Source organism: Tolypothrix sp. PCC 7712, from assembly GCF_025860405.1.
Classification (GTDB): Bacteria; Cyanobacteriota; Cyanobacteriia; order Cyanobacteriales; family Nostocaceae; genus Aulosira; species Aulosira diplosiphon.
In genome coordinates, this window is sequence record NZ_CP063785.1 from 1,123,102 (window position 1) to 1,146,477 (window position 23,376).

General features: G+C 41.0%; 17 protein-coding genes. 9 read left to right on the plus strand and 8 right to left on the minus strand.

Annotated elements, in window-relative coordinates:
- Positions 1-101 precede the first annotated feature (101 nt).
- Positions 102-899 carry a hypothetical protein gene (locus HGR01_RS04405; RefSeq protein ID WP_045872615.1) on the minus strand — a complete coding sequence of 266 codons (798 nt, stop codon included), beginning with the start codon at positions 897-899 and terminating at the stop codon, positions 102-104.
- A 411-nt stretch (positions 900-1,310) separates the two neighbouring features.
- Between HGR01_RS04405 and HGR01_RS04410 the strand changes: the two genes are divergently transcribed.
- Together HGR01_RS04410 and HGR01_RS04415 are read left to right on the plus strand one after the other, a co-directional pair.
- Positions 1,311-2,051, plus strand: a complete 741-nt coding sequence (locus HGR01_RS04410) for a phytochelatin synthase family protein (protein WP_045872614.1) — start codon at positions 1,311-1,313, stop codon at positions 2,049-2,051.
- Positions 2,052-3,073: 1,022 nt separating this feature from the next.
- The gene (locus HGR01_RS04415; RefSeq protein WP_045872613.1) at positions 3,074-4,441 is read left to right on the plus strand and encodes a PrsW family glutamic-type intramembrane protease; all 1,368 of its coding nucleotides are present in this window, start codon (positions 3,074-3,076) and stop codon (positions 4,439-4,441) included.
- 288 nt (positions 4,442-4,729) lie between these two features.
- On the opposite strand, the gene HGR01_RS04420 is transcribed toward HGR01_RS04415, so the two are convergent.
- The 4 genes from HGR01_RS04420 to HGR01_RS04435 all read right to left on the minus strand — a co-directional run bounded on the left by HGR01_RS04420 (position 4,730) and on the right by HGR01_RS04435 (position 10,950).
- The gene (locus HGR01_RS04420; RefSeq protein WP_045872612.1) at positions 4,730-5,368 is read right to left on the minus strand and encodes a hypothetical protein; all 639 of its coding nucleotides are present in this window, start codon (positions 5,366-5,368) and stop codon (positions 4,730-4,732) included.
- Between the two features lie 257 nt (positions 5,369-5,625).
- Positions 5,626-7,206 (minus strand): CHAT domain-containing protein, encoded by a 1,581-nt coding sequence (locus HGR01_RS04425; RefSeq protein WP_045872611.1) that lies wholly within the window; start codon positions 7,204-7,206, stop codon positions 5,626-5,628.
- Between the two features lie 202 nt (positions 7,207-7,408).
- Positions 7,409-9,655, minus strand: coding sequence for a PP2C family serine/threonine-protein phosphatase (locus HGR01_RS04430; RefSeq protein ID WP_045872610.1), 2,247 nt, complete (start codon positions 9,653-9,655; stop codon positions 7,409-7,411).
- Positions 9,656-10,590: 935 nt separating this feature from the next.
- Positions 10,591-10,950 carry an NAD(P)H-quinone oxidoreductase subunit M gene (locus HGR01_RS04435; protein WP_045872733.1) on the minus strand — a complete coding sequence of 120 codons (360 nt, stop codon included), beginning with the start codon at positions 10,948-10,950 and terminating at the stop codon, positions 10,591-10,593.
- Between the two features lie 1,051 nt (positions 10,951-12,001).
- On the opposite strand from HGR01_RS04435, the gene HGR01_RS04440 reads away from it, so the two are divergent.
- A complete protein-coding gene (locus tag HGR01_RS04440; RefSeq protein ID WP_045872609.1) occupies positions 12,002-12,283 on the plus strand; it encodes an Npun_R1517 family heterocyst differentiation transcriptional regulator in 282 nt (93 codons plus the stop codon).
- A gap of 793 nt (positions 12,284-13,076) precedes the next feature.
- On the opposite strand, the gene HGR01_RS04445 is transcribed toward HGR01_RS04440, so the two are convergent.
- The 3 genes from HGR01_RS04445 to ctpB all read right to left on the minus strand — a co-directional run bounded on the left by HGR01_RS04445 (position 13,077) and on the right by ctpB (position 16,399).
- Positions 13,077-13,772 carry a response regulator transcription factor gene (locus HGR01_RS04445; protein WP_045872608.1) on the minus strand — a complete coding sequence of 232 codons (696 nt, stop codon included), beginning with the start codon at positions 13,770-13,772 and terminating at the stop codon, positions 13,077-13,079.
- A 224-nt stretch (positions 13,773-13,996) separates the two neighbouring features.
- Positions 13,997-14,965 carry a glycosyltransferase gene (locus HGR01_RS04450; RefSeq protein ID WP_045872607.1) on the minus strand — a complete coding sequence of 323 codons (969 nt, stop codon included), beginning with the start codon at positions 14,963-14,965 and terminating at the stop codon, positions 13,997-13,999.
- Between the two features lie 96 nt (positions 14,966-15,061).
- Positions 15,062-16,399, minus strand: a complete 1,338-nt coding sequence (gene ctpB, locus HGR01_RS04455) for a carboxyl-terminal processing protease CtpB (RefSeq protein ID WP_045872606.1) — start codon at positions 16,397-16,399, stop codon at positions 15,062-15,064.
- A 313-nt stretch (positions 16,400-16,712) separates the two neighbouring features.
- Here ctpB and HGR01_RS04460 point away from each other — a divergent pair, with 313 nt between their 5' ends.
- From HGR01_RS04460 to HGR01_RS04485, 6 genes are all read left to right on the plus strand, one after another.
- Positions 16,713-17,411, plus strand: a complete 699-nt coding sequence (locus tag HGR01_RS04460) for a YdcF family protein (RefSeq protein ID WP_194007699.1) — start codon at positions 16,713-16,715, stop codon at positions 17,409-17,411.
- 342 nt (positions 17,412-17,753) lie between these two features.
- Positions 17,754-18,737 (plus strand): hypothetical protein, encoded by a 984-nt coding sequence (locus tag HGR01_RS04465; protein ID WP_045872605.1) that lies wholly within the window; start codon positions 17,754-17,756, stop codon positions 18,735-18,737.
- Positions 18,722-19,657, plus strand: a complete 936-nt coding sequence (locus HGR01_RS04470; RefSeq protein ID WP_045872604.1) for an AAA family ATPase — start codon at positions 18,722-18,724, stop codon at positions 19,655-19,657. The genes HGR01_RS04465 and HGR01_RS04470 overlap by 16 nt, the downstream gene beginning before the upstream one ends.
- 10 nt (positions 19,658-19,667) lie before the next feature.
- The gene (locus tag HGR01_RS04475; protein ID WP_045872603.1) at positions 19,668-21,101 is read left to right on the plus strand and encodes a hypothetical protein; all 1,434 of its coding nucleotides are present in this window, start codon (positions 19,668-19,670) and stop codon (positions 21,099-21,101) included.
- Positions 21,098-23,194, plus strand: a complete 2,097-nt coding sequence (locus tag HGR01_RS04480; RefSeq protein ID WP_052335324.1) for a serine/threonine-protein kinase — start codon at positions 21,098-21,100, stop codon at positions 23,192-23,194. The genes HGR01_RS04475 and HGR01_RS04480 overlap by 4 nt, the downstream gene beginning before the upstream one ends.
- A complete protein-coding gene (locus tag HGR01_RS04485; RefSeq protein WP_155539482.1) occupies positions 23,178-23,333 on the plus strand; it encodes a hypothetical protein in 156 nt (51 codons plus the stop codon). The genes HGR01_RS04480 and HGR01_RS04485 overlap by 17 nt, the downstream gene beginning before the upstream one ends.
- Positions 23,334-23,376 lie beyond the last annotated feature (43 nt).

A 23,376-nucleotide genomic window follows, 5' to 3' on the forward strand; every position in this document is an offset into this window, starting at 1 on the left:
CTTCATAATTTAGCTTCAATACTAATTAGCTTATACCCATAATCATTTAATTATAATTTTTAATTACGAATTACGAATTACGAATTACGAATTAGAAATTATTACTCGATTTCCTCACAGCGAATTAATAGCCTTTCCATCGCCTCTGCTAGGGATATTAATTCTATCCAAGAGGAACCGCTAACTAAATTTTGCGCGTGCGCTAATCGGTTGCGTAGCTGTTCGGCGGATTTGAGAAAACGTTCTCCAGATCGCTTGGATTTTAGTTCAAGTTGCTGAAGCAGTTCTGGTTGATTTAAAACTAATTCTCGTTTATCACAAAATTGCAGATAATCTAGCAAATCTGTAGCTTCATTTCTCTCTTGACTTTCTCGCCATAGACGTTGTGCTACTTGTAAGCGTTCTGGTTTGAGAACTTTTTGCCAAGAATCTTGAGGATAGTAAAGCCGCACTAAACGCAACAAATTCATCTCTAACAGCGTTACTAAGCCAAATAGCAGCATTCGTGCGGGTGCTTTTTGTAAATCGCCACAAGTCACAATCCCCGTTACTTGATTGCAGTCAAGCACAAATAATCGGGGAGTTTGTTGGAGAATAGGTAGCAGCTTCATCAGTGGAGTAGAAATCGCAATCAGTTCTTTGGGATGAAACACTCGCTGATACTCACTACACTTACCAGCTTTGGCTTTCATCAAGCTGCTGCGTTCTACATAACCGCTGATACTGTCTCCTGACTCCACACCCACAACATCAAAATCCTTTGCTTGCATCCAATGCAGAACTTCAATGACATCAGCTTCAGCCGAAACGGCTTTGAGGGGTTCTGCAACATATTCAATAGTGATGTTGTTCTCAAACAAACTCCGCAAATCTTGAGAACGCGATTTAAGCTGTTTCATCTGCGTTTATTAATAAGTCATCCGCAGTATCAGTATTTCATGACAGCCTGCATCGTTTCAGTGCAAACTGTATCCTACTGCGGATAGCATTCTGCTGGTTAATTAAAATATTAGGCGATCGCGCTTCGATAAATAAAAAGCTGAGTACCATGTAGCATACCTTAGGCGTAAGCCGTAACACACGAAAAGCCTTAGCAAAGGTACGTTACCCGGAAGCGATCGCACTAGCAAAAACCAATGTTTTCCAAGGCTGAATTGCTAATTTTCTTTAAATTCAAGCTATTTCTTTTAAAGAAAGTATCATATTCTTGGCTAAGTTTGATTGTAAACTATTTTATTAACAGTTATAGCAACGCATTGCTAAAGCACTATCTTTCTGATTACTCTTGGAAATTTTCTTTAAGATAAATTATGAAATTTTCAGCAAAGCTAAATTTACCAAAAATTCTCAATTTAATCTCACTTGGTTTGTGTTTAAGTGCAGGCAGCGTATTAGCCCAAACATTAGCTCTCCCTAATAATTTAATTAATTTTAGCTCTGATGAGGGTAAAAAATTATTGCTTGAAAGCCAATCACGAGAAGATTTTTTTCCTCTTAGCAGTCAGTTTGTCACCCAAAATAACCAAGCCTATTGTGGTGTTGCAAGTATTGTCATGGTGTTGAATAGTATGGGGATTCCAGCACCAGAAGCGCCACAATATAAACCTTTTCGCGTGTTTACTCAAGATAACTTCTTTAGTAATGAAAAGACTAAAGCTGTGATTGCGCCTGAAGCAGTCTCACGCCAAGGTATGACTTTAGATCAACTGGGAGGATTATTAGGAAGTTACGGTTTGAAAGTAGAAGTTTACCATGCGGCTGATAGCAGTTTAGAAAATTTTCGGAAGATGGCAGCCGAGAATTTAAAACAATCAGGAAATTTTGTGATAGTTAACTATTTACGCAAAGAAATTGGACAGGAAAAAGGCGGTCATATTTCTCCTTTAGCTGCATATAATCAACAAACAGATAGATTTTTAATTATGGATGTTTCTCGTTATAAATATCCGCCTGTTTGGGTAAAAACGGCAGATTTATGGAAAGCGATGAACAGCGACGATAGAGCCTCAGGTAAAACACGCGGTTTTGTATTTGTCAGTAAAGGTTCTTAATTTCACACCAGCATGAAAGCTGATTTGGATAATTTTTGTGATTCAGAGGAGCCTATTCCGCGCATCCTACAGCAGTTTGATGGCTATGCTGCGGCAATCTTTTTCAGATGATGTGCTTTTTCATTGTCAGCCTTGGCGAACCTTCTCATTGAGGAGAGGATAAGCTTTTGTAAGGTTTCCCCCTGTTATGCGCTAATTCTTCAGTCAAAATTGACTGCTGCGAGAGTGAGAAACCCTACTTTTTGAAAAAGCCGCGGTTATGGGCAGTAAATTTTAGTAAAGTCAGTGCTTTTCACGTTTCAGGCATCTGGCCATGAACCAATACTGCTCGGTTAAGGATTTTCAACTCGGAATTTGGTTTGGGAAAAAGGTGAAAGGGTAAGGGTTAAAGGTTTTTTCTTGCCCCTTTTACCCTTCCCCTTTTCCCCTTAACCGACAAGTATTGGGCCATGAACCAAAGTGATTTTTCATCTAAAATTGGCATGGTCAACCTGTATCAGCCATATAGTTAGCGCTTTAGCACCTTACAAGCACTGTAGAGGCCAAGTGGTGAAGCAGCGAAGTCTTCTCTAAACTTATGGCAGAAAAGGCAGTTGCTATTTTGGGTAAGGTGCAGGCAATTGTAAAAGCTATATATGAACCTAATTTGATATTCTTAAAATTTAAATTAATGTGGTAAAGAATACTAAATATTTAATTAATCAACGTAAATTGAATGCATACGACTACAACGGCAGTAACAATGAATATATTATTCACAGATTTCCAGCGCCCGCTCAAATAATTTTAATTTTCACAAAGGCAATTATCAGATTTATGAGCAGTGAGTAAAGCTATAGTGTATTTAGCCATGCCGCAGTGACAGCAGTCCCAAAATAGTATATGAGACTTCTAAAAGTTAAAATCCTGATACAACAGACAATTTTTGTGCAAAATCCGAATGAGATTGCTGTAATGCGGTTAAGCTGAAATTCTCATGCCAAAGTATTTTAATAATTAGTTGAGACACGCACTCTAACTCGATGACAGGCAAATACGCAAGACATAATGCATTTCTGCGGCTAGTGTCTGGTAATGGAGCACCATTAAGGTCAGAATCCCGCTACTCGCTGCTCCCTAGTAAAGAGATGATAATTGGACGCGACCCTAGCTGCCAAATTGTCTTGGATGCCATGATGTACCGGATGGTATCTCGTCGTCATGCTGTGGTTCGTCCCCTCTCTTCATCTCCAGATAACAAGTTCAGCTGGCTAATTTGTGATTTGAATAGTGCCAATGGCACGTATTTAAACGGACAACGTTTACAAGGTTGTCAGGAATTACACTCAGGCGATCGCATTTCTCTGGGTACAGATGGCCCGCAGTTTGTGTTTGAGCATGAGCATATCTCCCAAGCGACAATTATGACCAGGCCGGCGACACCCCTACCCTCAGCTGGTGCTTTCTCTGGTCAATCAAAATCAGATTCGGTCAGTTTTACGCAACTGTTCCCCATTATTTCTACTGGTAAAGATTTAACTCGTAAAGCTTACCTAGTACCGGGAATTTTAACAGTTGTGTTTGTCGTACTCATGTTTGCTACGGTAGGTCAGCCACAAGCAAACCAAGTGATTGTAGCGAGTTATATAGCATTTGCTGCCTATTACTTTGTTTACCAGCTTTGCGGCAAACAGAAACCTTGGTGGGTACTTTTATCGGTGGCGTTGGGTACGGCGCTGATTTTGAAGAGTCCCTTTTTGGACTTATTTATTTTTGTCTTTCGGGGAATTTTGCCTGGTAGTTTACCCTCCGCCCAAGATTCGATTACCTTCACTGAATTACTGGTGCGAATGTTCTTTGGCGCTGGGTTAATGGAGGAATTACTGAAAGCAATACCTGTATTAGCAGCATTAATTATCGGTATTTTATTGCCCTCACCTTGGCGAGAACGCATCGGCATTTGGGAACCTTTAGATGGGATTCTCTTGGGTACTGCTTCGGCTGTGGGCTTCACCCTGTTAGAAACCCTTGGTCAATATGTGCCTGTGATTACTCAAAATGTGGCTCAACAGGCGGGAGTAGGAACTGGTCAATTAGTAGGGTTGCAGCTACTAATTCCGCGCATTTTAGGGTCTGTCGCTGGACACATGGCTTATAGTGGCTATTTAGGATATTTTATTGGCTTGGCTGTTCTGAAGCCGCGTCTGATTTGGCAAATTTTGCCCATTGGTTATGTGAGCGCTGCGGCACTCCATGCGTTGTGGAACGCTACTGGGTCGATTAATGCTTTGCTGTTGGTAATTGTCGGGGTGTTATCTTACGCCTTTTTGATGGCAGCAATTTTGAAAGCACGAGCGCTTTCACCAACGCGATCGCAAAATTTTGCCACCCGATTTCTGGGGCCTAAGTAAAAAATGGGGAATCGAGGTGCAGGGGAATAGGGAAGCAGAGGAGCAGAGAAGCAGAGGGAGCAGAGGAGAAATGAACAATCTCTTTTGACTCTTGACTAATATTCTCTGTCTTTTGGTAGATAGCACTGCTTTTGTAATCAGCCTATAGTTTTAATTATGTTGGGTAATTGTGCTTAAAAAATCTAAGCAAATAATTATAAGACCCGCAATACAAGTGTTGTCGAGTGCGGGCAAAGCTAAGAGTTGTCTGAACTGGCTCCCAATTATTGGGATATAAGACTACTAAATTTAGGATTCTGACTGAAAGCTATTTAATTCGTTCAGGGCATAGTAAGAAATCGCTAAACTAACCTTTGCTTGCTCGACTTCCGATAAACTTGTCCACTCACGATTACCCAGCTTAGTAATCATGGCTTTTGGGCATTGAGGTTCGCCACTACGCATGGCATAAGCATAAGGACGGGCTAAAACTAAGAGATCATCAGCGCCCCAACTTGGTAACATATCTTGAACGCATCGCACCAGTTGTTCGCCAATTGGCTGTTGGGAGGAAAACATCTCAGCAGCATTTTGGGCAATGGTATTCAGCCAACCTTGGGGTACTACCACAAAAGCTTCTTGCAAACTAGCCATCAAAATCTGTTTCAGATTATGGCTTTTTGAGGCTGAATCTACATGATGTGTAGACCAAAGATTATCAAGTTGACTGTAAAAATCTTGCGATCGCTTGTTAAGCTCATCTTCTTGCCATAAATCATCGCCGAGAAACTGTTGTTCTAATTCGTTAAAATAGGCTTCTGATTCTTGATCGGCAGGATTCCAAGGATAAGTTGCATCTGCTGGTTCTAGTAAAGTGGCTAGAAAATCTAATTCCACTTGAGATGGTGAAGAATTGAAAGTATTTGAATTGTTAATGTTGTTAATCATGTGACGCTCCCGATTGTTTATTTAGCGGTATTGACAGCTACAACTGTCGCGATCGCGTTTCCGCAAAAATAAATTGAAATTTGTCTAGAGTGAAAAAATCTTTTCAGGATGTTGTTAGGCTGTTACAGATTGCAATTGCAAATAGACTGATGCTGGTTGTCATTTGTTATTGGTAATTTGCCATTTATATAAAGAAATTACTAATTACTAATGAAGCTTTTGTTCAGCAACAGAGAGTAACTAGGCACATTCACTGATTAAGACTCTTCAATGAGAAACTCCCATATTTCACCTCTAGAACTACCAAACTTTAACTGCATTCCCGATGTCAAGAGGACTTCCTCCCGGAGGATTTGTTGCCAACCGTTAGCACTAAAAACCCAAGTAGTGCCGTAGGTGGATAAATCTTGCAAGTAATAACTTCTTACCGGAGTACTACCAGCCAAAGTATTGCGGCAGATAATTTCCGCATGGCGTTTAGAAACTGAAGGTTCTGGGATGATAATATCGTTGTCTTTGATGCGCCCAATGCGAGTGACTCCAGAACGTAACAACCAGGTTTTACCTCCTGGTGAAAGCGATCGCAAAAAAGCTGTGGGTACCGAGGCAATTATACTCGGAATTGTAGTATCTGGTAGCTCTGTAATTCCCTCATCAAAACTCTTAATCAGTTCGCCACAAAAATCTGGATGCTGATAGAGAACTGGTAAAGTCCATGCAGGTTGATTGAATTTATATAGTGTTAATAATTCCTGTCTAGCTTCTGCTACAGCCTCATCAATTGGCTTGCGCGATCGCAATGCTTCAGTAAAAGCTTGAATAAAACTGTGGCTTTCTCGATCAGCTATTTCATCACGCATTCCTAACACTGCTGGTACGCCATGACGAATCAGTACTTCTGCCAAACTACTAGAAGGTATAGCTTGATTATTTGCAGATGCAGGTTGTGCGCCCCAACAAGCATTGAAAACTGCTAATTTTACGCCATTTTTGGTCAATACTTGGGCTAATTCTATGCCATTTAACCTCATCCCCGGACGCAACAACAGTAACCCGCCATCTGGATCGGGGAAACCATGTCCGGCATAGAAAAAGACATTGTAAGCTTTTGTTTCCAACTCCTCAATCAACTCTTGGGGGGTGGGTTGCAGCAGGGTATGTACCATGCATGGCGCATAGCCTTGAGAATTGCTACCTAATGGCCCCGCTTTAGTGAGGGTTTGGGTTAAAATTTCTGCTTCTTTTTCCAAATCTAAATCTTGGTCTTCTCCTAAAACTAAGAGAATATTCAAAGCTTGATCGGTTCGCAAATAAGGCAGTGATTCAACTTCACTGGTTGTCCGGCTAAATACTATATCTTGAGAGAGCGACATCGCCGATTGACCAGGCTCGCGTTGCATAATCTCCCAAGGTAAAGCAATCAAATCTGGATCGCGAATTTCCAAACGCAGGCGCAAGCGTGTATGCAGTCCCATAGCCATACCCCGGCTGCGTTCTAAACTACCCAGAATGGGCCCATCAAATAACCAGCGCCACAAACTAATCCCCAAATATTGCATCAGACGACTACTGTAGCCAGCCGTTTGTCCGGAAGGGGATGAAATTAAATTTAATGGTAATGGAGCTATCTGTGGCAGTGCTGAACGTGAGGAAATATCTAAGGGAGTATGACCGGCAAACATTTCCTGCCATTCTTGCCAAACTTGAAAAAGTTCAGCCGGCCAGATACAGTCATGCAAAACATAGCCACTAGGATAAGGAGCCTTTACAACCCAAATGGCAAAGTTATCAGTGCCGGTGTTAGTTAAACGCGCGATCGCCAGGTTCAGGCATGGCAATGAATTCATTAAACTAAAAGGTAAAAACGAATTATTAATAACAATTTCTCAACGTAAAGATTGTAGGGCATGAGGCATTGGGTATTTGTTATTTCTCCCTATTCTCCTTTTCCCCTTATATACCTATTCCCTAACCCCTAGTCCCTAGTCCCTAGCCCCTACCTGTATTATTTCAGTTTTTATGAATTTATGGGGTGTGGGGCTAAGTTGGATTCTCATCTTTTGGCGGCGTAGTTGCTGGCGGTTGGTTGACTGGCGCGGCTGGTGCTGTGTCTTCGCAGGGATTAGTTTCGCCTGGTTGTAAGACAATGGCGCTAGACCGGAGTTTGGAGAGTTCAATGCGTAAGGTTTTCTTTGGTGGCTGGGATGCAACCGCGTCTTTTGGAGGAGTAGGTGTATCCGGATTAGGACATTCTTGAAGATTCACCAAAGAATCTTTACTAGCAGAATTAGGGATGGGTTTTTTATCAATAACTTGAAAATAAGTCCCTTTGGGAAACTTTTGTTTACTATTGACGATTTCACGATTGGTTTCAATTACCCAACCTTGTGCCAGATTCTCCACGTTGCGTACTGCTGTTGGTTCTGGAGTTGGTTGTACAGTGGTATCGGGATTAGATGCAACTGGCTGAGTCGGTAAGGGTAATCGCAATCGCATTAAGAAGTAGCCAAAGGTACCAGATGCCACAACCAAGATTAACGGCACAATCCACTGTAGAGGTAATTGAGCAATTTTGGCGCGTGGGTTGTCTGGAATTACTTGCGTTTTGGCATTGGAATTGCTTAAGTTGGTTGTCTGTGCTGTTTTGGTAGTTTCCACAGCTTTTGTGGGCACATTTTCGGGAATGAAGGGAGTCAGGCTTGACTGTGGTTCTACATATTTGACTTGATAATGTACCAAGGCAATAGTGACATTATCATGTCCATTTTTCGTATTCGCGATTTCTACTAATTTTTCTGCCACTTCTACCACATCGGTTTGCCCTGTCAGTATCGGCAATATTTCTGTTTCCCAGTAATCTTCGACGCGGTCAAAATCACTTAAGCCATCGGATGTGAGGAGAAATACTGCATCTTCATCCAAAATAAACCTCTGGGAAGTGGGATGTAATGAAGTACTAGGACTCATCCCCAAAGCCTGCACCAGGGAACCAGAACCACTCTGTTCGATTGCTTCCCGATACACAGCGTAGCCTAATCGGACTTCGCGGGAGGCGACATCATCATCTAAAGTTACTTGATAACAGCCTTGGCTTGTAATCCAGTAGGCGCGACTATCACCAACATGAGTAATGTACATTTCATGGGCTATAGGCAATGCCATGACCAAAGTTGTGCCCATACGTTTGCGCCCTTGGCGATTCTCGCTATCGTTACGCTGGCTGATTTTATCATTCACCACTGCTACAGCCGATTCTAGGTCTGTGAGCAGCATGGCTGGGTCTATATGGTCAGAAGGTACTTTAGTGAGTTGGTTTACCTGCTGTTGAATGGTTTCAATCGCTAAATTTGATGCCACATTACCGCCTTCATGTCCCCCAATCCCATCGCAGACTATCGCTAAGGCTGTCGGCTGTGGCGGTTTACTTACTAAGGTGTCAGGAGGGGGATAACAAGCATCTTCATTGCGTTGGCGGCTGGGGCCAGTATCAGTTTTAGTATAAATTTTGATTGTCTGCTTTTGCGATCGCCCTAGTTGAGCCAATCCATAATCTAGAACTGCTGTTAATTGTTCTGCCGATCTGATTTCTTCGTTAATTAAAGAACTACTAATTTTATGAATTAATTCTGCGATCGCAGGTTTTGCTTGCTTGTGTAACTGCTGCCAAAATTCGCCTAATTGAATTAAGCTAGGCGTTGCTGAGTCATCATTACGTAATTCCAACAACCGGATTAAGGAGCCTTCTACCCTAATTAAATATGGGTCAAGTAAGCTAGATGCTACTTCTTCACTTAACAGAGGTTGCCACAAATTCGCAATTTGCCACAGCCAGTTGAGTTGGCGCATAGATGTGGCATCACCCCATGCTGTAATTAAATTGGGGCAAAGTTTGACTTCTTGAGTCGTGCCATCAGTCAGTAGGGGTGGTTTTTCTAAAAGTAAGATGCCATGAGAACGCTCATCTATTGGCGGGATGATGCCATATACCTGCGGTATGTTTAAGCGATAGGGAATTAACCTGAGATATGGTCTGAGTTCTGACAAATTATCTAATTCTGGTGTTTGTGGCGATATTCCTGGTTGAGTATCAAAAACCACGGATTTATCGATGACTAAATAGCGATCAGCTAAAAATTCTCCGGCGGCAAAACTGAGACCATCTCCCTGAACCCAGAGATAGCGTTTGGGTAGGGGTGTAGAGCATCGCAAGCAAAACTTGTGGCTTATTGGGTTAGGAGCTTGACAAAGTTCATTAGGGCAGTAGAGTGTTGCCGCATCATTTTCCATAGTTTTACTCACCGATCAGCAATTGGCAATTCCTTCAACAGCATTGGCAGCGGTAACTAGACCGCTCAAGTTTCTTGAACCTGACATATCCAACTTTGGATCAATGATTTTAGCTGGCGGATAGCAGCAGGTGCTAATACTTATTGATCTACTTATCCAAAGAACTCACTCCTGAGTCAACCCTACAGCCTCATCATAGCTTCTATTGCTCTAAAACTTTCCATGTATCAGCACAGCTTACTCTAACTTTTTCACCAAAACATAACCCCAGCATTACTATATTGTTTGTTAATGAATTATTACATCAAAATAGGCTGATAATGCTGGTATTTCTTTAGTCTATAAGTTACTACATAGCCGTTAACTGTAAATTAAAGAATGCCAGATAGCTAAAATACAGCAGATAACCCAAGTTTAAAATTTGTAAAATATTTAACTGATCAATTACTAGTTGAATGCTACCACTACTTGCAGTGGTCGGAGTTGTGGCTGAACAAAGAAAAAATACTTATGCCTATTTTCAATAAAGGGGAATGAAATATTTACTCAGAGTACAAGAATATTCTCTTTCCAGAGTGTTATAAAAATTAATAAATTTTGTCAATTGCAGCTACTAATCCTACAGCAACTTGCAACTAAAAAAATATCTGATTGCTGTTTAAGCAGTCCCAATGAAAAAAATTTCACCGCCAGGCACAAAACTCTCAAGGGATTTTTACTCAGCAACGCCACTGGCGCGATTGCCGGGAAACCCATCCAATGCAGTGGCTTCTCAGCACTCGCACTCTCAAGCTAGGAGTCTGCCAACCCAAAAATGTTAGGTGGAGGTGGAGGTTGGGGAAAGGTTAAAGGGAAAAGGGTAAGGGACAAAAACCTTTCCCTTTTCCCTTAACCGCAAACTATCGAGTTAAATCACTAGAATTTAGCTGTTAATTCTACTTTTTCTCGTCAACTGCTACTTGGGGAAGACCCATACTGTAGTTATTGACGCGGCTTTGGAGATTGTAGCTGATGTCACCTTTTTGCAAGAGCGATCGCAGATAATGCTCCAAGTCTGAACCAACGCGGCGTAAGTTGTAGTCTGTTAAGTCTGCGCCACTAGATGCTTCTACTAATTCATCAAATTTTCGATAAATCTTTTGTAGGGCATCTTCATTCCAGTTGAATTCGTTGTCTGGGTCTACGTCTAACGTTAAGACTTGATTACTGGGAACCAGTTCCCCATCCCGGTCAATTTCTGCGGCAAAAATGCGAATATGCCGGGTTGTAGACTTGAGCAGCATCGGGTTGTCCATAAAAGGTGTAAGATTTGGGTTAATTACACTGAAATCATTGTAGACGTTATGCCCTAGCTTAAAATGCCCGAAATAAAAAGGAATTGCCTTAATTAGGTAGGCAGTCCCAATGAAACAAGTTTCACCACCAAGCATGTAAGTAATTTTTACCTGTTCTCCGTTCCCTGTTCCCTGTTCCCTACTTACAAGCTAGAAGCAAAAAGCTTGTGCATTAATTTATGAAGCTGCTAACAAATAGGCAAGGGAGGTTTGTTCAACTAGGAACGGCAGACAAAATTTCCTCCAGAGAAAATGATGGGGTATGTAGTTCTCATTTCTCTACAAACTACAATTTTGTGGCAGCAATATGCAAACCATATTTCAGCAATAATGTCAAGCTATTAAGACTCATTAGGATTGAGCGAGGTTGAAGTTAGGCTAGTACGGTTCGTAGGAATTCACCAACTAGATGCACATGGCTCAAAATCCGACTTAATCAGCCTTGTGGCTTCTACTCTGTAGTAGAAGACGGTAATTACTGTGTTTTTCTGCCTGTAATTTTGATTCAGAACAAAAATAAACTTTGAATGACTTTGCTACTCAACCTCTTCTAATTTTGAGCAGGAAAAAACCTGCTTCTAGTAAATTTACGTAGTTATGCTACAACAGTCTTGAGGTTTCATAAAAAATCAAAAATTTAGTGTTTTCACGTAAGTAAAATCACCAAAATTTCAGTAAAATCCCAAACTGTTGTTGACGTTGAGATAAAGTTGATGTAAAAACCTTTAAAAAGCTCGAACAACTTCTTACAGAAACTTTATTGTATAGAATCTTAAAAACTGAATAATAGTTATGGCTTACCTGAACCACCTCTGGTCTAGGAGGACTACAACCTACGTAGCCAAAGCCGGAATCGAAAAAGACACAGGAGTGTGAAATGGAAGACAAATGTGATGGATAAAGAATAATTCTTAATTCAAAACTATTTGGATTCAAAAGACAATATAAAGAATTTTGGTGGAGATCTAACTCCTAAACTTCATGACCACTAAGTAAAGGAATCCTCAAATCTATGAATTCTAAAGCCTTACCACGCCAAATAAATAATATTGAAGTAGGTGTTTATGAATGCGAAATACATCTAAAATTCCGATTAGTTGAAGAAAAAAGCCTGTTAAGCGATCGCGAACAATTATTGCAAGTGCTGCTAGATGCTTTAACTGAAGGATCTGATGACTTTTTAGAGACCCTACACGCGTCTGTAAAAGCCCAAGAAGTTTCTGAGTTTAAAGCTTCGCCGCAAATGCGTCGTCAGCTGATGCGCTTACGTAATTTTGCCGATAATAGCCAATGATTATTTGTATGATTTAAGTAGTGAGAAGTTAGGAATTGAGCATCAAATGGTGAATTTGTTTTCAGTTTATCCATCTGCTGTCAAGATATATGGAGTTGGCTTGTGTAATCTAACCCCACGGCTAGGAGTTAAACATACTCTCTAACAGCCTCAGAAAGTCTTACAGTAGCCCTCACCCTTTGCACTACGGAAAATACTTGGGTGCCTACTAATGCAGTTCTGCTTCAATAATCAGGGCGGGTTAAATTTGTTAAAAAATTCTCTGTTCTGGGAAATACGTTTAATCAGGGTGTCACTTCAAGTTGGCGAAGTATTAGCTAGCAATCTTTGGCGTTATATACTCTAAACATTTAAAAAATTGTTCAATTAATCACTTATGTTTTGAGCGATTGCAGTAGTTGAAAGTAGTATTTTGCCAGCTTGAAGTTACATTCCGCCCTTCAAACTGGTTTAGAAGGACAATTTTACTCAAATCATCAGGGATAAATTAAATTTGCTCGCAAATCTAGGTTTAACAAATAGGCCTAGTACAGAGGGTGCACAAATCAACAGACCATTCAAAATGGTGTCAAAGCCTGGAATACAATTCTTTTGACTTTTGTACAGGCGTGATTAATCGCGTCTGTGTGACTTAGGAGGATAAGAAAAGCAACGAATTAGAGTAAACATGACTATAGGCGAGCAAATGCACCTATATGGTAATTAAAAGGTGCACAGCTGAGATTAATTACTGATTATTGGCTGTTAAATCTTGCCCTTTTTGTTCACGGCTAATATCTGCAATTCATGACATTTATTTAGCAAGCCCATGTTCTAAAGCAAAACGAACTAACTCTGTACGGCTGTTGGTACCAGTTTTACTAAATAAACGGCTGACATACTTTTCCACATTCCGCACACTAGTCTCTAAACGACGGGCAATTTCTTTATTCATCAACCCTTCAGCCACCAAATTCAGAACACTTTGTTCTCTGGGAGTTAGATCGATTTTAAAAGGTGCGGGTGATTGAGAAATAGCGTTTCTTTGGGTTAATAACGCCTTAATTTGAGCAATCTGATGTGCTAGTTCCGCAATATCAGGAGTTTCCGTTTCTTCTCCCGTTGCTGGAGTCTTAGCCATGCGCCGGGCAAGCAAATTTTCTACAATGGCAATTAACTCATCTGGATCGAAAGGCTTAGGTAAGTAAGCATCAACACCAGCTTGGTAACCTTGGATGCGATCGCCTGTCATTCCCTTAGCAGTTAAAAATACTACAGGCAGTGCTTGAAAACGGGGGTCTTCTCGCAGTTGTTTTAAAAACTGATACCCGTCCACCTGCGGCATCATAATATCCGAAATCACTAAGTCCGGTGTATTTTGTTGCATCAATTCCCATCCCTCACGGGCGTTACTGGCAACTTGAACGCTGAAACCGCTTTCTTGTAAATAATCTTTTACGGCTTCCCGCAATCCTGGTTCATCATCTACCAGTAACAATTGTGCTGACATTGAAAATTTCCTTGATTATACCTTTTTCCAATTTAGCGAAAGTTGGCAGAGATTGGACAGGGGGGAGGAAATAAGGGATTGGGGATTGGGGATTGGGTAATGGGTAATGGGAGATGAGGACGATAAGGAAGATGAGGCGAGAAGGGGAAATAACAAACACCCAATTACCAATTACCAATTACCCATTACCAAATGACAAATGACCAATGACCAATGACAAACACCTATAACCATTCGATGATTTGGGCTTTTTCTGGTAATTTGGCTTCGCTTTGACCGGAGTAGCGCGCTTTGGCGGTAAATAAACCGATGGGGGTACTTAAAAAATCTACAAGGGTGCCTTTGCCTGCGATCGCCTGCAAAATATTTTTGGGTATTTCTTTTAATAACCAGCGTATTAAGCGATGAATATAGTCTTTGGGTTTTAGCCCTGGCATTAACTTGACACCGTACAATTCATGTAAGTAACGATTGGAGCGTCCGTAGCGTCGCCATTGGCTCTGTAGCTCTTTGAAGGTGCTGCGGTGGCGATGCTTAACTATCGCACCTGGAGCAAATTTTAAATCACCGATTTTGGCTAAGAGAATCCGCCAACAAATATCTGCATCGCCGCCTGTAGTGAGATAAGGACGAAATAAACCGACTTTTTCTAAGACGATGCGGCGAATGGCTAAATTAGCGGTTTGTCCGTAAGCACAGAAGGGATGGGTGAGTGTGTGCTTTTGTGATAGAGTATCTTGCTGATCAGCGTGTTGTTCTAAAATATTTTTACCAGGCAATGCGGCAATTTCACCGACCACAATCACTATATTTTGGTCGCTAAAAGGCTGAATGAGTAATTCTAGCCACTGTGGTTGTGGGCGACAATCAGCATCGGTAAAGGCGATAATTTCGCCTGTAGCGGCTCTAATACCAGTATTACGAGCTGCATAGGAGCTTTGAATTTGATTTTCGCTTAAAGGGCGAATTGTGAGGGGAGAAAGCTCTGCGGCTGTATTTAAATAGGTGAGAGTGCGATCGCTGCTATTATTGTCTACCAACAAATACTCTACCCGGTCTTTAGGGTATGTTTGCGCTAATAAACAAGAAATTAAATCTGGTAAATCTGTCTCACCATTATAAATAGGAACAACCACTGACACCTGAGGCCAAAAGCTGTGGGCAGTGGTTGTATCAACTGATGAATTATTCATAAAAATAAAATTTTGGAGATGGGATTAATTAGATTCCTAAATTAGTATTCCCATTCCAAAATTCTAAAATCAGTAATAGTAGCTTGAGATTGAAAACTAAAATTTCAAGTCGTTAGCACGGCTGCTCATCGCACCAGAAGGTTGGCTTGCTGGAGGTTGAGCGAAGTTAGTATTTGAGAGAACCGCAATTGCACGTGCATACTGTGGATCGCTTGGTGTACCAAGTAAATCCGGATTAGATGCTAGTTGACGTTCCTGTGCTTCTGTCAAGTCCAGCTTGATATCTGGTGTAATTCCTTTATGGTTAATATCTGTTCCCTTGGGAGTGTAATAGTGGGCAATAGTCACTGCTAAACCAGAACCATCTGTAAGTTCATGCACTGACTGTACTAGAGCTTTACCAAAGGTTTGACTACCAACTACTACGGCTCGCTTATTATCTTTAAGTGCGCCTGTAAGGATTTCGCTAGCACTAGCTGAATTACCGTCTACCAATACAGCTAAGGGCAGATTTGTGATTGCAGTACGATTAGCTTTAGTATCTTCTGTGCCACCTACACGATCTACTGTGCGGACAATTCCACCGTTATCCAGCCACATCCGCGCAATTTCGATGCTGGCTTGCAATAAACCGCCTGGATTACCCCGCAAATCTAAAACATAAGCATTAACTTGCTTACTATTTAAATCGCGGATAGCGCGCCGCATTTGATCCGCAGCGTGGGAACTAAATTCTCGTAACCGAATATAACCAACGCGACGGTTACCTTCTTGTTTAACGGTATAACGTACTGTTGGTACTTCAATAGTCGCTCGGGTTAGCTTTAAATCAAAAGCACTTTGCCCGGCGCGTCCCAACCGCAAAGTTAAAATAGTACCAGCTTTGCCACGAATTAGCTTAGAAGCATCATCCACTTTCATTTGTTGAGTGGGTTTGCCATTAATAGCTAAAATTTCATCGCCGGCTTTAATACCTGCTTTTAGCGCTGGGGAATTTTCTATAGCTTCTACAACAGTCAGCCGCTTGGTTTTTTCGTTCAATTCCATGCGAATACCAATCCCGGAGACTTCCCCAGAGGTTTGGCTGGTTAGCGCTTCATATTGTTTGGGGTCCATAAAGCGAGTGTATGGATCTCCCAAGGTTTGCAAAGCTTCACGAATTGCAACGTATGCTTCTTCACGAGAAGAATAGTTTTTATTTAAAAGGCTCCCTCTTGTAGCTTGCCAATCTTGTTGATTAAATTTACCATCAACATACTCACGATTTACCAATTGCCATACTTGGTCTACTAAGGCTTTCGGGCTATCTTGGAGCGCAGCACGAACGCAGCGTGTCCAAGCAGGGCCAAATACGGATACAGTGGCAGTCGTGGCGATCGCTCCACCAATCAAGGCTACTTGGAGCGGCGAGTAACGTTTCGCAGATTGGTTCATGTATATTTAGCTGGAATAATTGTGTTGTTGACAGTTTAGCAATCAGGATTTCCAGAATTTTTTAAGTTTTTATACTCAAAGTTCAGCTATCCTTTCTTCATCATTTCTTCTTAAAAGAATGATAAAAATATAGCTTAACTTTATTAATAATCATTTCTCCGTTGGCTAGCTTTCTCCGGAATATCATCTGGGAGTTATGACACTGTAATCTGCATCAACTATACACCCTTGATTACTTTTATAAGATAGCACCTTGCTAGCTTAGTTGCAGGTATTTTAAACATCCGCTAACCAAGCTTTTCGTAACTGCGTCATGAAACGTAATGGTTCCATCAAATCACAAATTTCCCACGAGAAAAAAGATAAGAAACTGTGGCGATTGATACGAAAAGTCGCTTGTGGTGTATGCGTTGTCCTGGGTATTTGGCTGATTTGTACCACTATAACCCTAGTTTCTGCATCTTCACAGTCTGTAGATGCCTTTTTTGTCCTTGGTGGTAGTATTCAACGAGAAATACACGTAGCTCGAGAGGCAAAAAGGTACCCTAATGTTCCAATTTTGATTTCTCACGGTTCGCTAGAACCATGTATATGGCTATTATTCCAGCGAGAAGGTACGGAGTTGCAAAACGTTTGGTTAGAGGATTGTGCAAATTCTACCTGGGAAAATTTCTATTATGCGATTCCGATTCTGCGGCGCTGGAAAGTAAACAAGGTAAAACTAATTACATCAACTACTCATTTACCGAGGGCGCAATGGATGGCGCAAATTCTCTTGGGAGCAAATGGCATTTGGGTAGAGCCAGATATTATTCAAGAGCAAGGTATCCCTGGTAATCGTGAGTCTTGGCAAAAAACTGGATTAGATGTCACTCGTAGTTTGTTATGGGCGGGTTTCAGCCAAGTTATGCAGCCGCAATGCTCAAAGGTGAAAAGGTTGGCTGAGGTGGATATGCAAGCTTGGGAGAGTCGAGGGTTTAGGTGTGAGCATCAGGGGATGTTGGGAAGATGAGGGGAAAGGGGAAGGGGGAAAAGGGACAAGGGGATGAAGGGGATGAGGGTGTGTTGAGATAGACACGAAATGGCTTTCCGTACTCCTACACTTAAGCAAGCTATGCGTAGTGTCTCTAGCAAGTAGGCAATTTACAGTGCTGTACCCTCAGCAATAACACAGGCTACTTCTGCGGCAAAAATATTAGGAATTGGTATAGCTGAATTGGTATAAGTAGATAAATGACATCTAGCTATGGAGGTATGTTTGAGACTGTGTAAAAGAGCGCAATTCACTAAATTACCACCTTTAACATCTAGATATTCTTTTTTAGTAAGGATTTTTGTCTAAAACAGGAAGTGGATGTCTTTAGATCGGCACCAACAGCGATACCATGCATTACAAAAACAGTATGATCTGGAGGCGGAGAAGCTAAAAGAACTGCGCTGTAGCTATGCAATTGAAGCAAATGTGAGTGTTAAGTTTCAACTGAGACATCAAATTGAAAAAACAGAAACAGAACTGCAGGAATTAGAACAGCAGCTAGAACAACTGGAACGAGCTTCATCTACTCAACGACTGTATCGTGCTTTATTAAAATTAGGCTATCGTCAGCAAAATCGAGCATTCCGGCGATTTGTGGAAGCGCATTCTTTAGGCGCTTTCCTGATTCACGGTTCACAGGAATATGGTCAACGCTGGTTATTGAATCGGTTGATAGTTCAGCACGTTCCCAGTCTCATGAACGCAAAAGAGATCCCAATTAAATTAAGCCGCATTGGTCGCAGAAGTGACATTGCAGCTTTGTGGCGTGAACTTGGGGGTAAAGTTGGTCTAGGTAAAGAAAGCTCAAAATTAGAAATTGCTGAACGAGTTTATCAATGGTGGCGAACTCAGGATGTCCTGCTGATTATCCACAATGTTGATTGTTTATCAGAAGATTTTTTGCATGAAATCATTAAAGATTTTTGGCTACCACTGACGACTAAAGTCAGGGAAGTTGATTCACAAGCTAGCCAATTGAAATTATTCATGTTCTTAGTAGACTATGAAGGCTGTACAAATACTTGGAATCTTGATTTTGCAGAAAAATTTGACCCTAACTGGAACCCAAATAAACCTGTGAAGCTACCGAAGATTGGCAAATTTTCTGGTGATGAACTGACTAAATGGCTAGAGCATGAGGAGGATGAACTACCACGTCAACTCACAGATCAGATAGATGAAACAGTACAGACCATACTCAATAATAGCGATAAGGGACTTCCACAACTCGCTTTAGTAGAAATTTGTTACCTGTCTGACTGTAATTGGTATAAACACGAGGAAAAATGGTTGAGACTATAGGTAGACAATTTTTGGAATATACAGGTAAAGTTCAGCCCAAGCTAGGAGAAAAAGGGGCGAATGGTCAATTATTGTATCCATATTTACCTAGTTCAGAACTGGTAGAAGCAGTCAATTTGGCGATTTACTTAGAACGTCCGCTACTGCTGAAGGGGGAACCGGGATGTGGTAAAACTTTGCTGGCGAGTGCAGTTGCTTATGAACTGAATTTAAAATTAGAAGCTTGGTATATCAAATCTACCAGTCGGGCGCAGGATGGCTTGTATACTTATGATGCAGTTGGACGGTTGCGCGATGCACAGCTTGCTGCTTCTGGTCGCTTGACAGCAGAACAAATCCTGCGAATTGATGACCCAAGTTCCTATGTGCGCTGGGGGCCATTAGGTCGAGCATTTCAGCAGGAAAAGCGTATAGTTGTGCTAATTGACGAGATTGATAAGGCTGACATTGACTTTCCCAACGACTTGTTGCTGGAATTAGATCAAAAAAGATTTATTGTCGAAGAAACAGGCCAGGAAATTCAAGCCAAAGTCGCACCGATGGTTTTGATTACTAGCAATGATGAAAAAGATTTACCAGATGCTTTTTTGCGGCGGTGCTTGTTTCATTATGTAGAATTCCCTCGCAGTGAACGGTTAATAGAAATTGTCAACTCTCACTTTCCGGCTGCACCGCAAGCTTTGCTAGATAAAGCTGTGACTCGCTTCTTACAACTGCGGCAGGAAATGGGGAAATATAAAGGAGAGGCAGGTAAAAAGGTCAGCACCAGCGAATTAATTGACTGGTTTCGTGTCCTGCGTCGCTATCCCGAAGATGAAGTGCTGGCAAAATTGGAAGGTAAAATTCCGTATGCTGGTGTGTTGCTAAAAAGTTGGGATGACCATATACGTTATTTGAGTCAAAACCGTGGACGGGAATGATTTACTTTTAATGAAATTGTTCACCAGGCTGCGCGAAGCTGGCTTACCACTTGGTATTGATGAGTATCAGTTAGTTTTGCAAGCAATGCAAGCTGGCTTTGGGATGAGTGATACAGATGCATTAAAACGTTTGTGTCAAACTTTATGGGTAAAATCTCCGGGGGAAAAGCAACTTTTTGATTATCACTTTCAACAATTTATTGATAGTGAGTTCTCCAGCCAAAAATTGGCCACATTATCTACACCACCTCAGCAATCAAAGATATATCAACTGATTGACAACTTGATTTTAGGTGGTTTTGGAGTCGCAATTGTTTTAGGTTATGGACTCGTTTCAATTCAGCCAACTCAACCTCCTATCAAAATTTCATCAGCAAATCCGACACCATCAGCAAATCCGACACCATCAGCAAATCCGACACCATCAGCAAATCCGACACCATCAGCAAATCCGACACCATCAGCAAATCCGACACCATCAGCAAACCCTAACACATCTGAGAAAACAAACACAAATCAACCAGATTGGATTGCTTGGAGTTTCCTACTTATCACACGCTTTAGTTATCTATATATATGTTTAACATGGGCAGCTAAATTTAAGATTGAGGAAAAGCGCATTGATCGCAGTACCTCTATTTCCACAGCAACTTTAAAAGAGGCTACTTCGCCAATCCCTTCAGAATTTATACAGGTAATGGAAGATGAAGTACAGGTGGCTCAAGCTGTCCTACACGCTACCAGCAGAGATGAGGACATTCCTTATAGTCGCTTCATGCTAAACACTGAGTATTTTCCTGTAACTGAACGGCAAATGAAACAGATTTGGCGCTATTTGCGTCGGTCAGTACGTGAAGGCTCACCGACAGAGTTGGATGTGGAAGCAACGGTCAACCAGATTGTCAGCCAAGGTTTATTGCTTGAACCTGTCTTAGTTCCGCGTCGAGTGAATAAAGCGGAATTACTGTTACTAATTGACCAAGATGGTTCAATGGTGCCTTTTCATGCATTATCACGACGTTTGGCACAAACTGCTCAATATGGTGGACGTTTGGGCAAATCTGGGATTTATTACTTTCACAATTGCCCTATGGAATATCTCTACCAAGACCCCTATCATCAGCAAGCTGAGTTAGTAACTAATATTGTTACTCATGTTTGCACAAACAGAACTACTGTATTGATTTTTAGTGATGCTGGTGCTGCCCGTGGTAGATATAGCAATGAGCGCTACGATTTGACTAAAGAATTTTTGGAGAAGTTGAAGAAAAGGGTACGTTATATTGCTTGGCTGAATCCTATGCCGAGAAAACGTTGGTTTGGTACAACTGCTGATGACATCGCCAGTCTTGTTCCTATGTTTGAAGTTAGTCGCCGAGGTTTGTTAGATGCTATTGGTGTGCTACGTGGACGGCCGACTAACTTTGAAGGGCGGAGAATATGAGCAAAATTAACCCAAAAGTTGCCAATCGACGCAATAAATCAAAAGAGGAAATTGCCAATGAACGCATTGAATATTTTGTACAACGCTTTAGCAAAGAACATCTGTATTTGGCTTATCACGCTGCTTTTCCTTTATCACTCACACCAGAGCTTTTATATCTGTTATGGGCTAGATTTCAAAAGAGTATTCATGGTGAAGTTCTCAATATACCGTGGATAGCTGTAGGGGATATACTACTTTCTAACTTGTGTGATGAGGTTGGGCATGAACTCTATGAAATGGATTTAGCAGTGCGAACCTCTCTATTGAAGCGATTGCAGGAAGATGAAAACTTCGGTCAACAAAGGATAAATGAGCTATCAGGTTTTTTGCTTGATTATATAAGGCAGAAGCTTCAGAGTGATGATCCCGATATTCAGGCATTTGCCCAAATTCAAAGATGGGTTGCTCTAGCATATACCAAACCTAGCCAGGTAGCTCATGAACTAGCATTAGCATTTTCAAAATTAGACAATCAAGCTGAAAGGGTGCGCCTACAATCATTAACAGAAACCTTAGCAGAACCATTGGCTGAATTCCAACCTCTACTGACTTCTGTCCTTGGGATGGGCCACGTTGCTCGTAATGACTTCAAGGTAGTAACAGCTAGTTCGGAGCAATTACTGAAAGAAAGCGTCTACCCATTACACTACCCAGAACCCCAACACTGTTTATGTATCAACCTCAATTGCCCATCGCCCAAAAGACCTTTTAAAGAACATCCTTGCCAAGCTTGTGGTTCTGATTTGCTTTTGAACAGACGATATCGGGTAATCGATACATTAGTTCAAACCAGAAATAGAGTGTGTAGGCTTTATGATTCAGTCGATATTAAGGATGGCAATAAGCCCAAAGTTATTAAAGTTTTGTACACAGATAATGATGAAATAATCTCTCGTTTTGACAGAGGTGCAGATGTTTTAATAAATCACTGGGTTTCAGGAATTCCTAAGGTCGATAAAGATGGATACTTCTACATTGAGTTTCCAAAAAATCAAACACTAGCGTATTGTTTGGTAATGGAGAAGATTGATGGAATAAATTTAGAGCAATTCCTGGAAAATCAAAATCATCTACCTATCACTGAAAAACAAGCAATTAATTGGTTGAAACAACTGACAATAATTTTACGCGACCTCGATGAAAAAGAGTTTTTTCATCGTGATATTAAACCATCAAACATTATGGTGAAAAATAGCAATCAAGAATTAGTATTGATTGACATTGATGCTGTTAGAGCTATTACTAAAGCTGTTTTGGATGGAAAAACTATCGCTACAATTGGTAGTGATGGTTACATGGCTCCAGAACAACGAATAGGTAGAGCTATACCACAATCTGATTTTTATGCATTGGGGCGGACATTTGTGCATTTGTTAACTGGTAAAGCTCCAAATAGATTAGAGCAAAACCGTAATGGAACATTGCTTTGGCGTTCTATTGCGCCAAAATTATCAAAACCTTTTGCGGACTTAATCGATAGTTTAATGGATTGGTCTCCTAATAATCGTCCTAAAAATACAGCAGAAATTTTACAACGCTTAGAACAAATCGAGCGCAATTTAGAACGTCAACAACAAGTTAAACAATTGCTAATCTTTAATAAAGTTGTTGGGGTGGTGGTGCTTTTATCATTTACATTTCTGGTCTACAAAAGTATTAATCCAGAAGTTTCTCCTATAATAGCTCCAACTCCTTCTATACAAACACTAACCCCCACAACAACTCCCACCGAAACTCCTATAGAAACCCCTACATTCAATACAAACAATCAAAAATGCAGAATACGGCAGTTCACAAATCTACTAGATAACAGCGCACTAGCCAAAGATGTGGTTGAAATTTTGCAAGATAAAAGGGTAGTCAGTAAAGATGAAGAAATCCGTAAGATTCAGCAATTCGATGTGAGGCAGTTAAATTATTGCGACTTAAATATATATATACGTTTGTCTGACAATAGTATACCCAGTTCTACTCTAAAAAATAAAATTGCGGATATGATTAAGAACCGCTTTGATTATGTTGGTAATATCAAAGTTGAACAGCTTCTATAACTCACACCTCTGTACGAGTTTATGGATTAGAACAGGCGATCGCTCTCAACCATCACTGCAAAATGCGATCGCTCTTTTGTTATTCAAAACAACTGATGCTGTAGTTAAGATAGCTTGTTGTATCTATGAACACAATTGATTCAGCAATTCCCCGCTTAACGATACAATAAAGAAGGAATAAT

Coding starts and splice junctions, on each gene's coding strand:
- HGR01_RS04405 (WP_045872615.1), bottom strand. CDS start 899: ATGAAACAGCTTAAATCGCGTTCTCAAGATTTGCGGAGTTTGTTTGAG.
- HGR01_RS04410 (WP_045872614.1), top strand. CDS start 1,311: ATGAAATTTTCAGCAAAGCTAAATTTACCAAAAATTCTCAATTTAATC.
- HGR01_RS04415 (WP_045872613.1), top strand. CDS start 3,074: ATGACAGGCAAATACGCAAGACATAATGCATTTCTGCGGCTAGTGTCT.
- HGR01_RS04420 (WP_045872612.1), bottom strand. CDS start 5,368: ATGATTAACAACATTAACAATTCAAATACTTTCAATTCTTCACCATCT.
- HGR01_RS04430 (WP_045872610.1), bottom strand. CDS start 9,655: ATGGAAAATGATGCGGCAACACTCTACTGCCCTAATGAACTTTGTCAA.
- HGR01_RS04435 (WP_045872733.1), bottom strand. CDS start 10,950: ATGGACAACCCGATGCTGCTCAAGTCTACAACCCGGCATATTCGCATT.
- HGR01_RS04440 (WP_045872609.1), top strand. CDS start 12,002: ATGAATTCTAAAGCCTTACCACGCCAAATAAATAATATTGAAGTAGGT.
- HGR01_RS04445 (WP_045872608.1), bottom strand. CDS start 13,772: ATGTCAGCACAATTGTTACTGGTAGATGATGAACCAGGATTGCGGGAA.
- HGR01_RS04450 (WP_045872607.1), bottom strand. CDS start 14,965: ATGAATAATTCATCAGTTGATACAACCACTGCCCACAGCTTTTGGCCT.
- ctpB (WP_045872606.1), bottom strand. CDS start 16,399: ATGAACCAATCTGCGAAACGTTACTCGCCGCTCCAAGTAGCCTTGATT.
- HGR01_RS04460 (WP_194007699.1), top strand. CDS start 16,713: ATGAAACGTAATGGTTCCATCAAATCACAAATTTCCCACGAGAAAAAA.
- HGR01_RS04465 (WP_045872605.1), top strand. CDS start 17,754: ATGTCTTTAGATCGGCACCAACAGCGATACCATGCATTACAAAAACAG.
- HGR01_RS04470 (WP_045872604.1), top strand. CDS start 18,722: ATGGTTGAGACTATAGGTAGACAATTTTTGGAATATACAGGTAAAGTT.
- HGR01_RS04475 (WP_045872603.1), top strand. CDS start 19,668: ATGAAATTGTTCACCAGGCTGCGCGAAGCTGGCTTACCACTTGGTATT.
- HGR01_RS04480 (WP_052335324.1), top strand. CDS start 21,098: ATGAGCAAAATTAACCCAAAAGTTGCCAATCGACGCAATAAATCAAAA.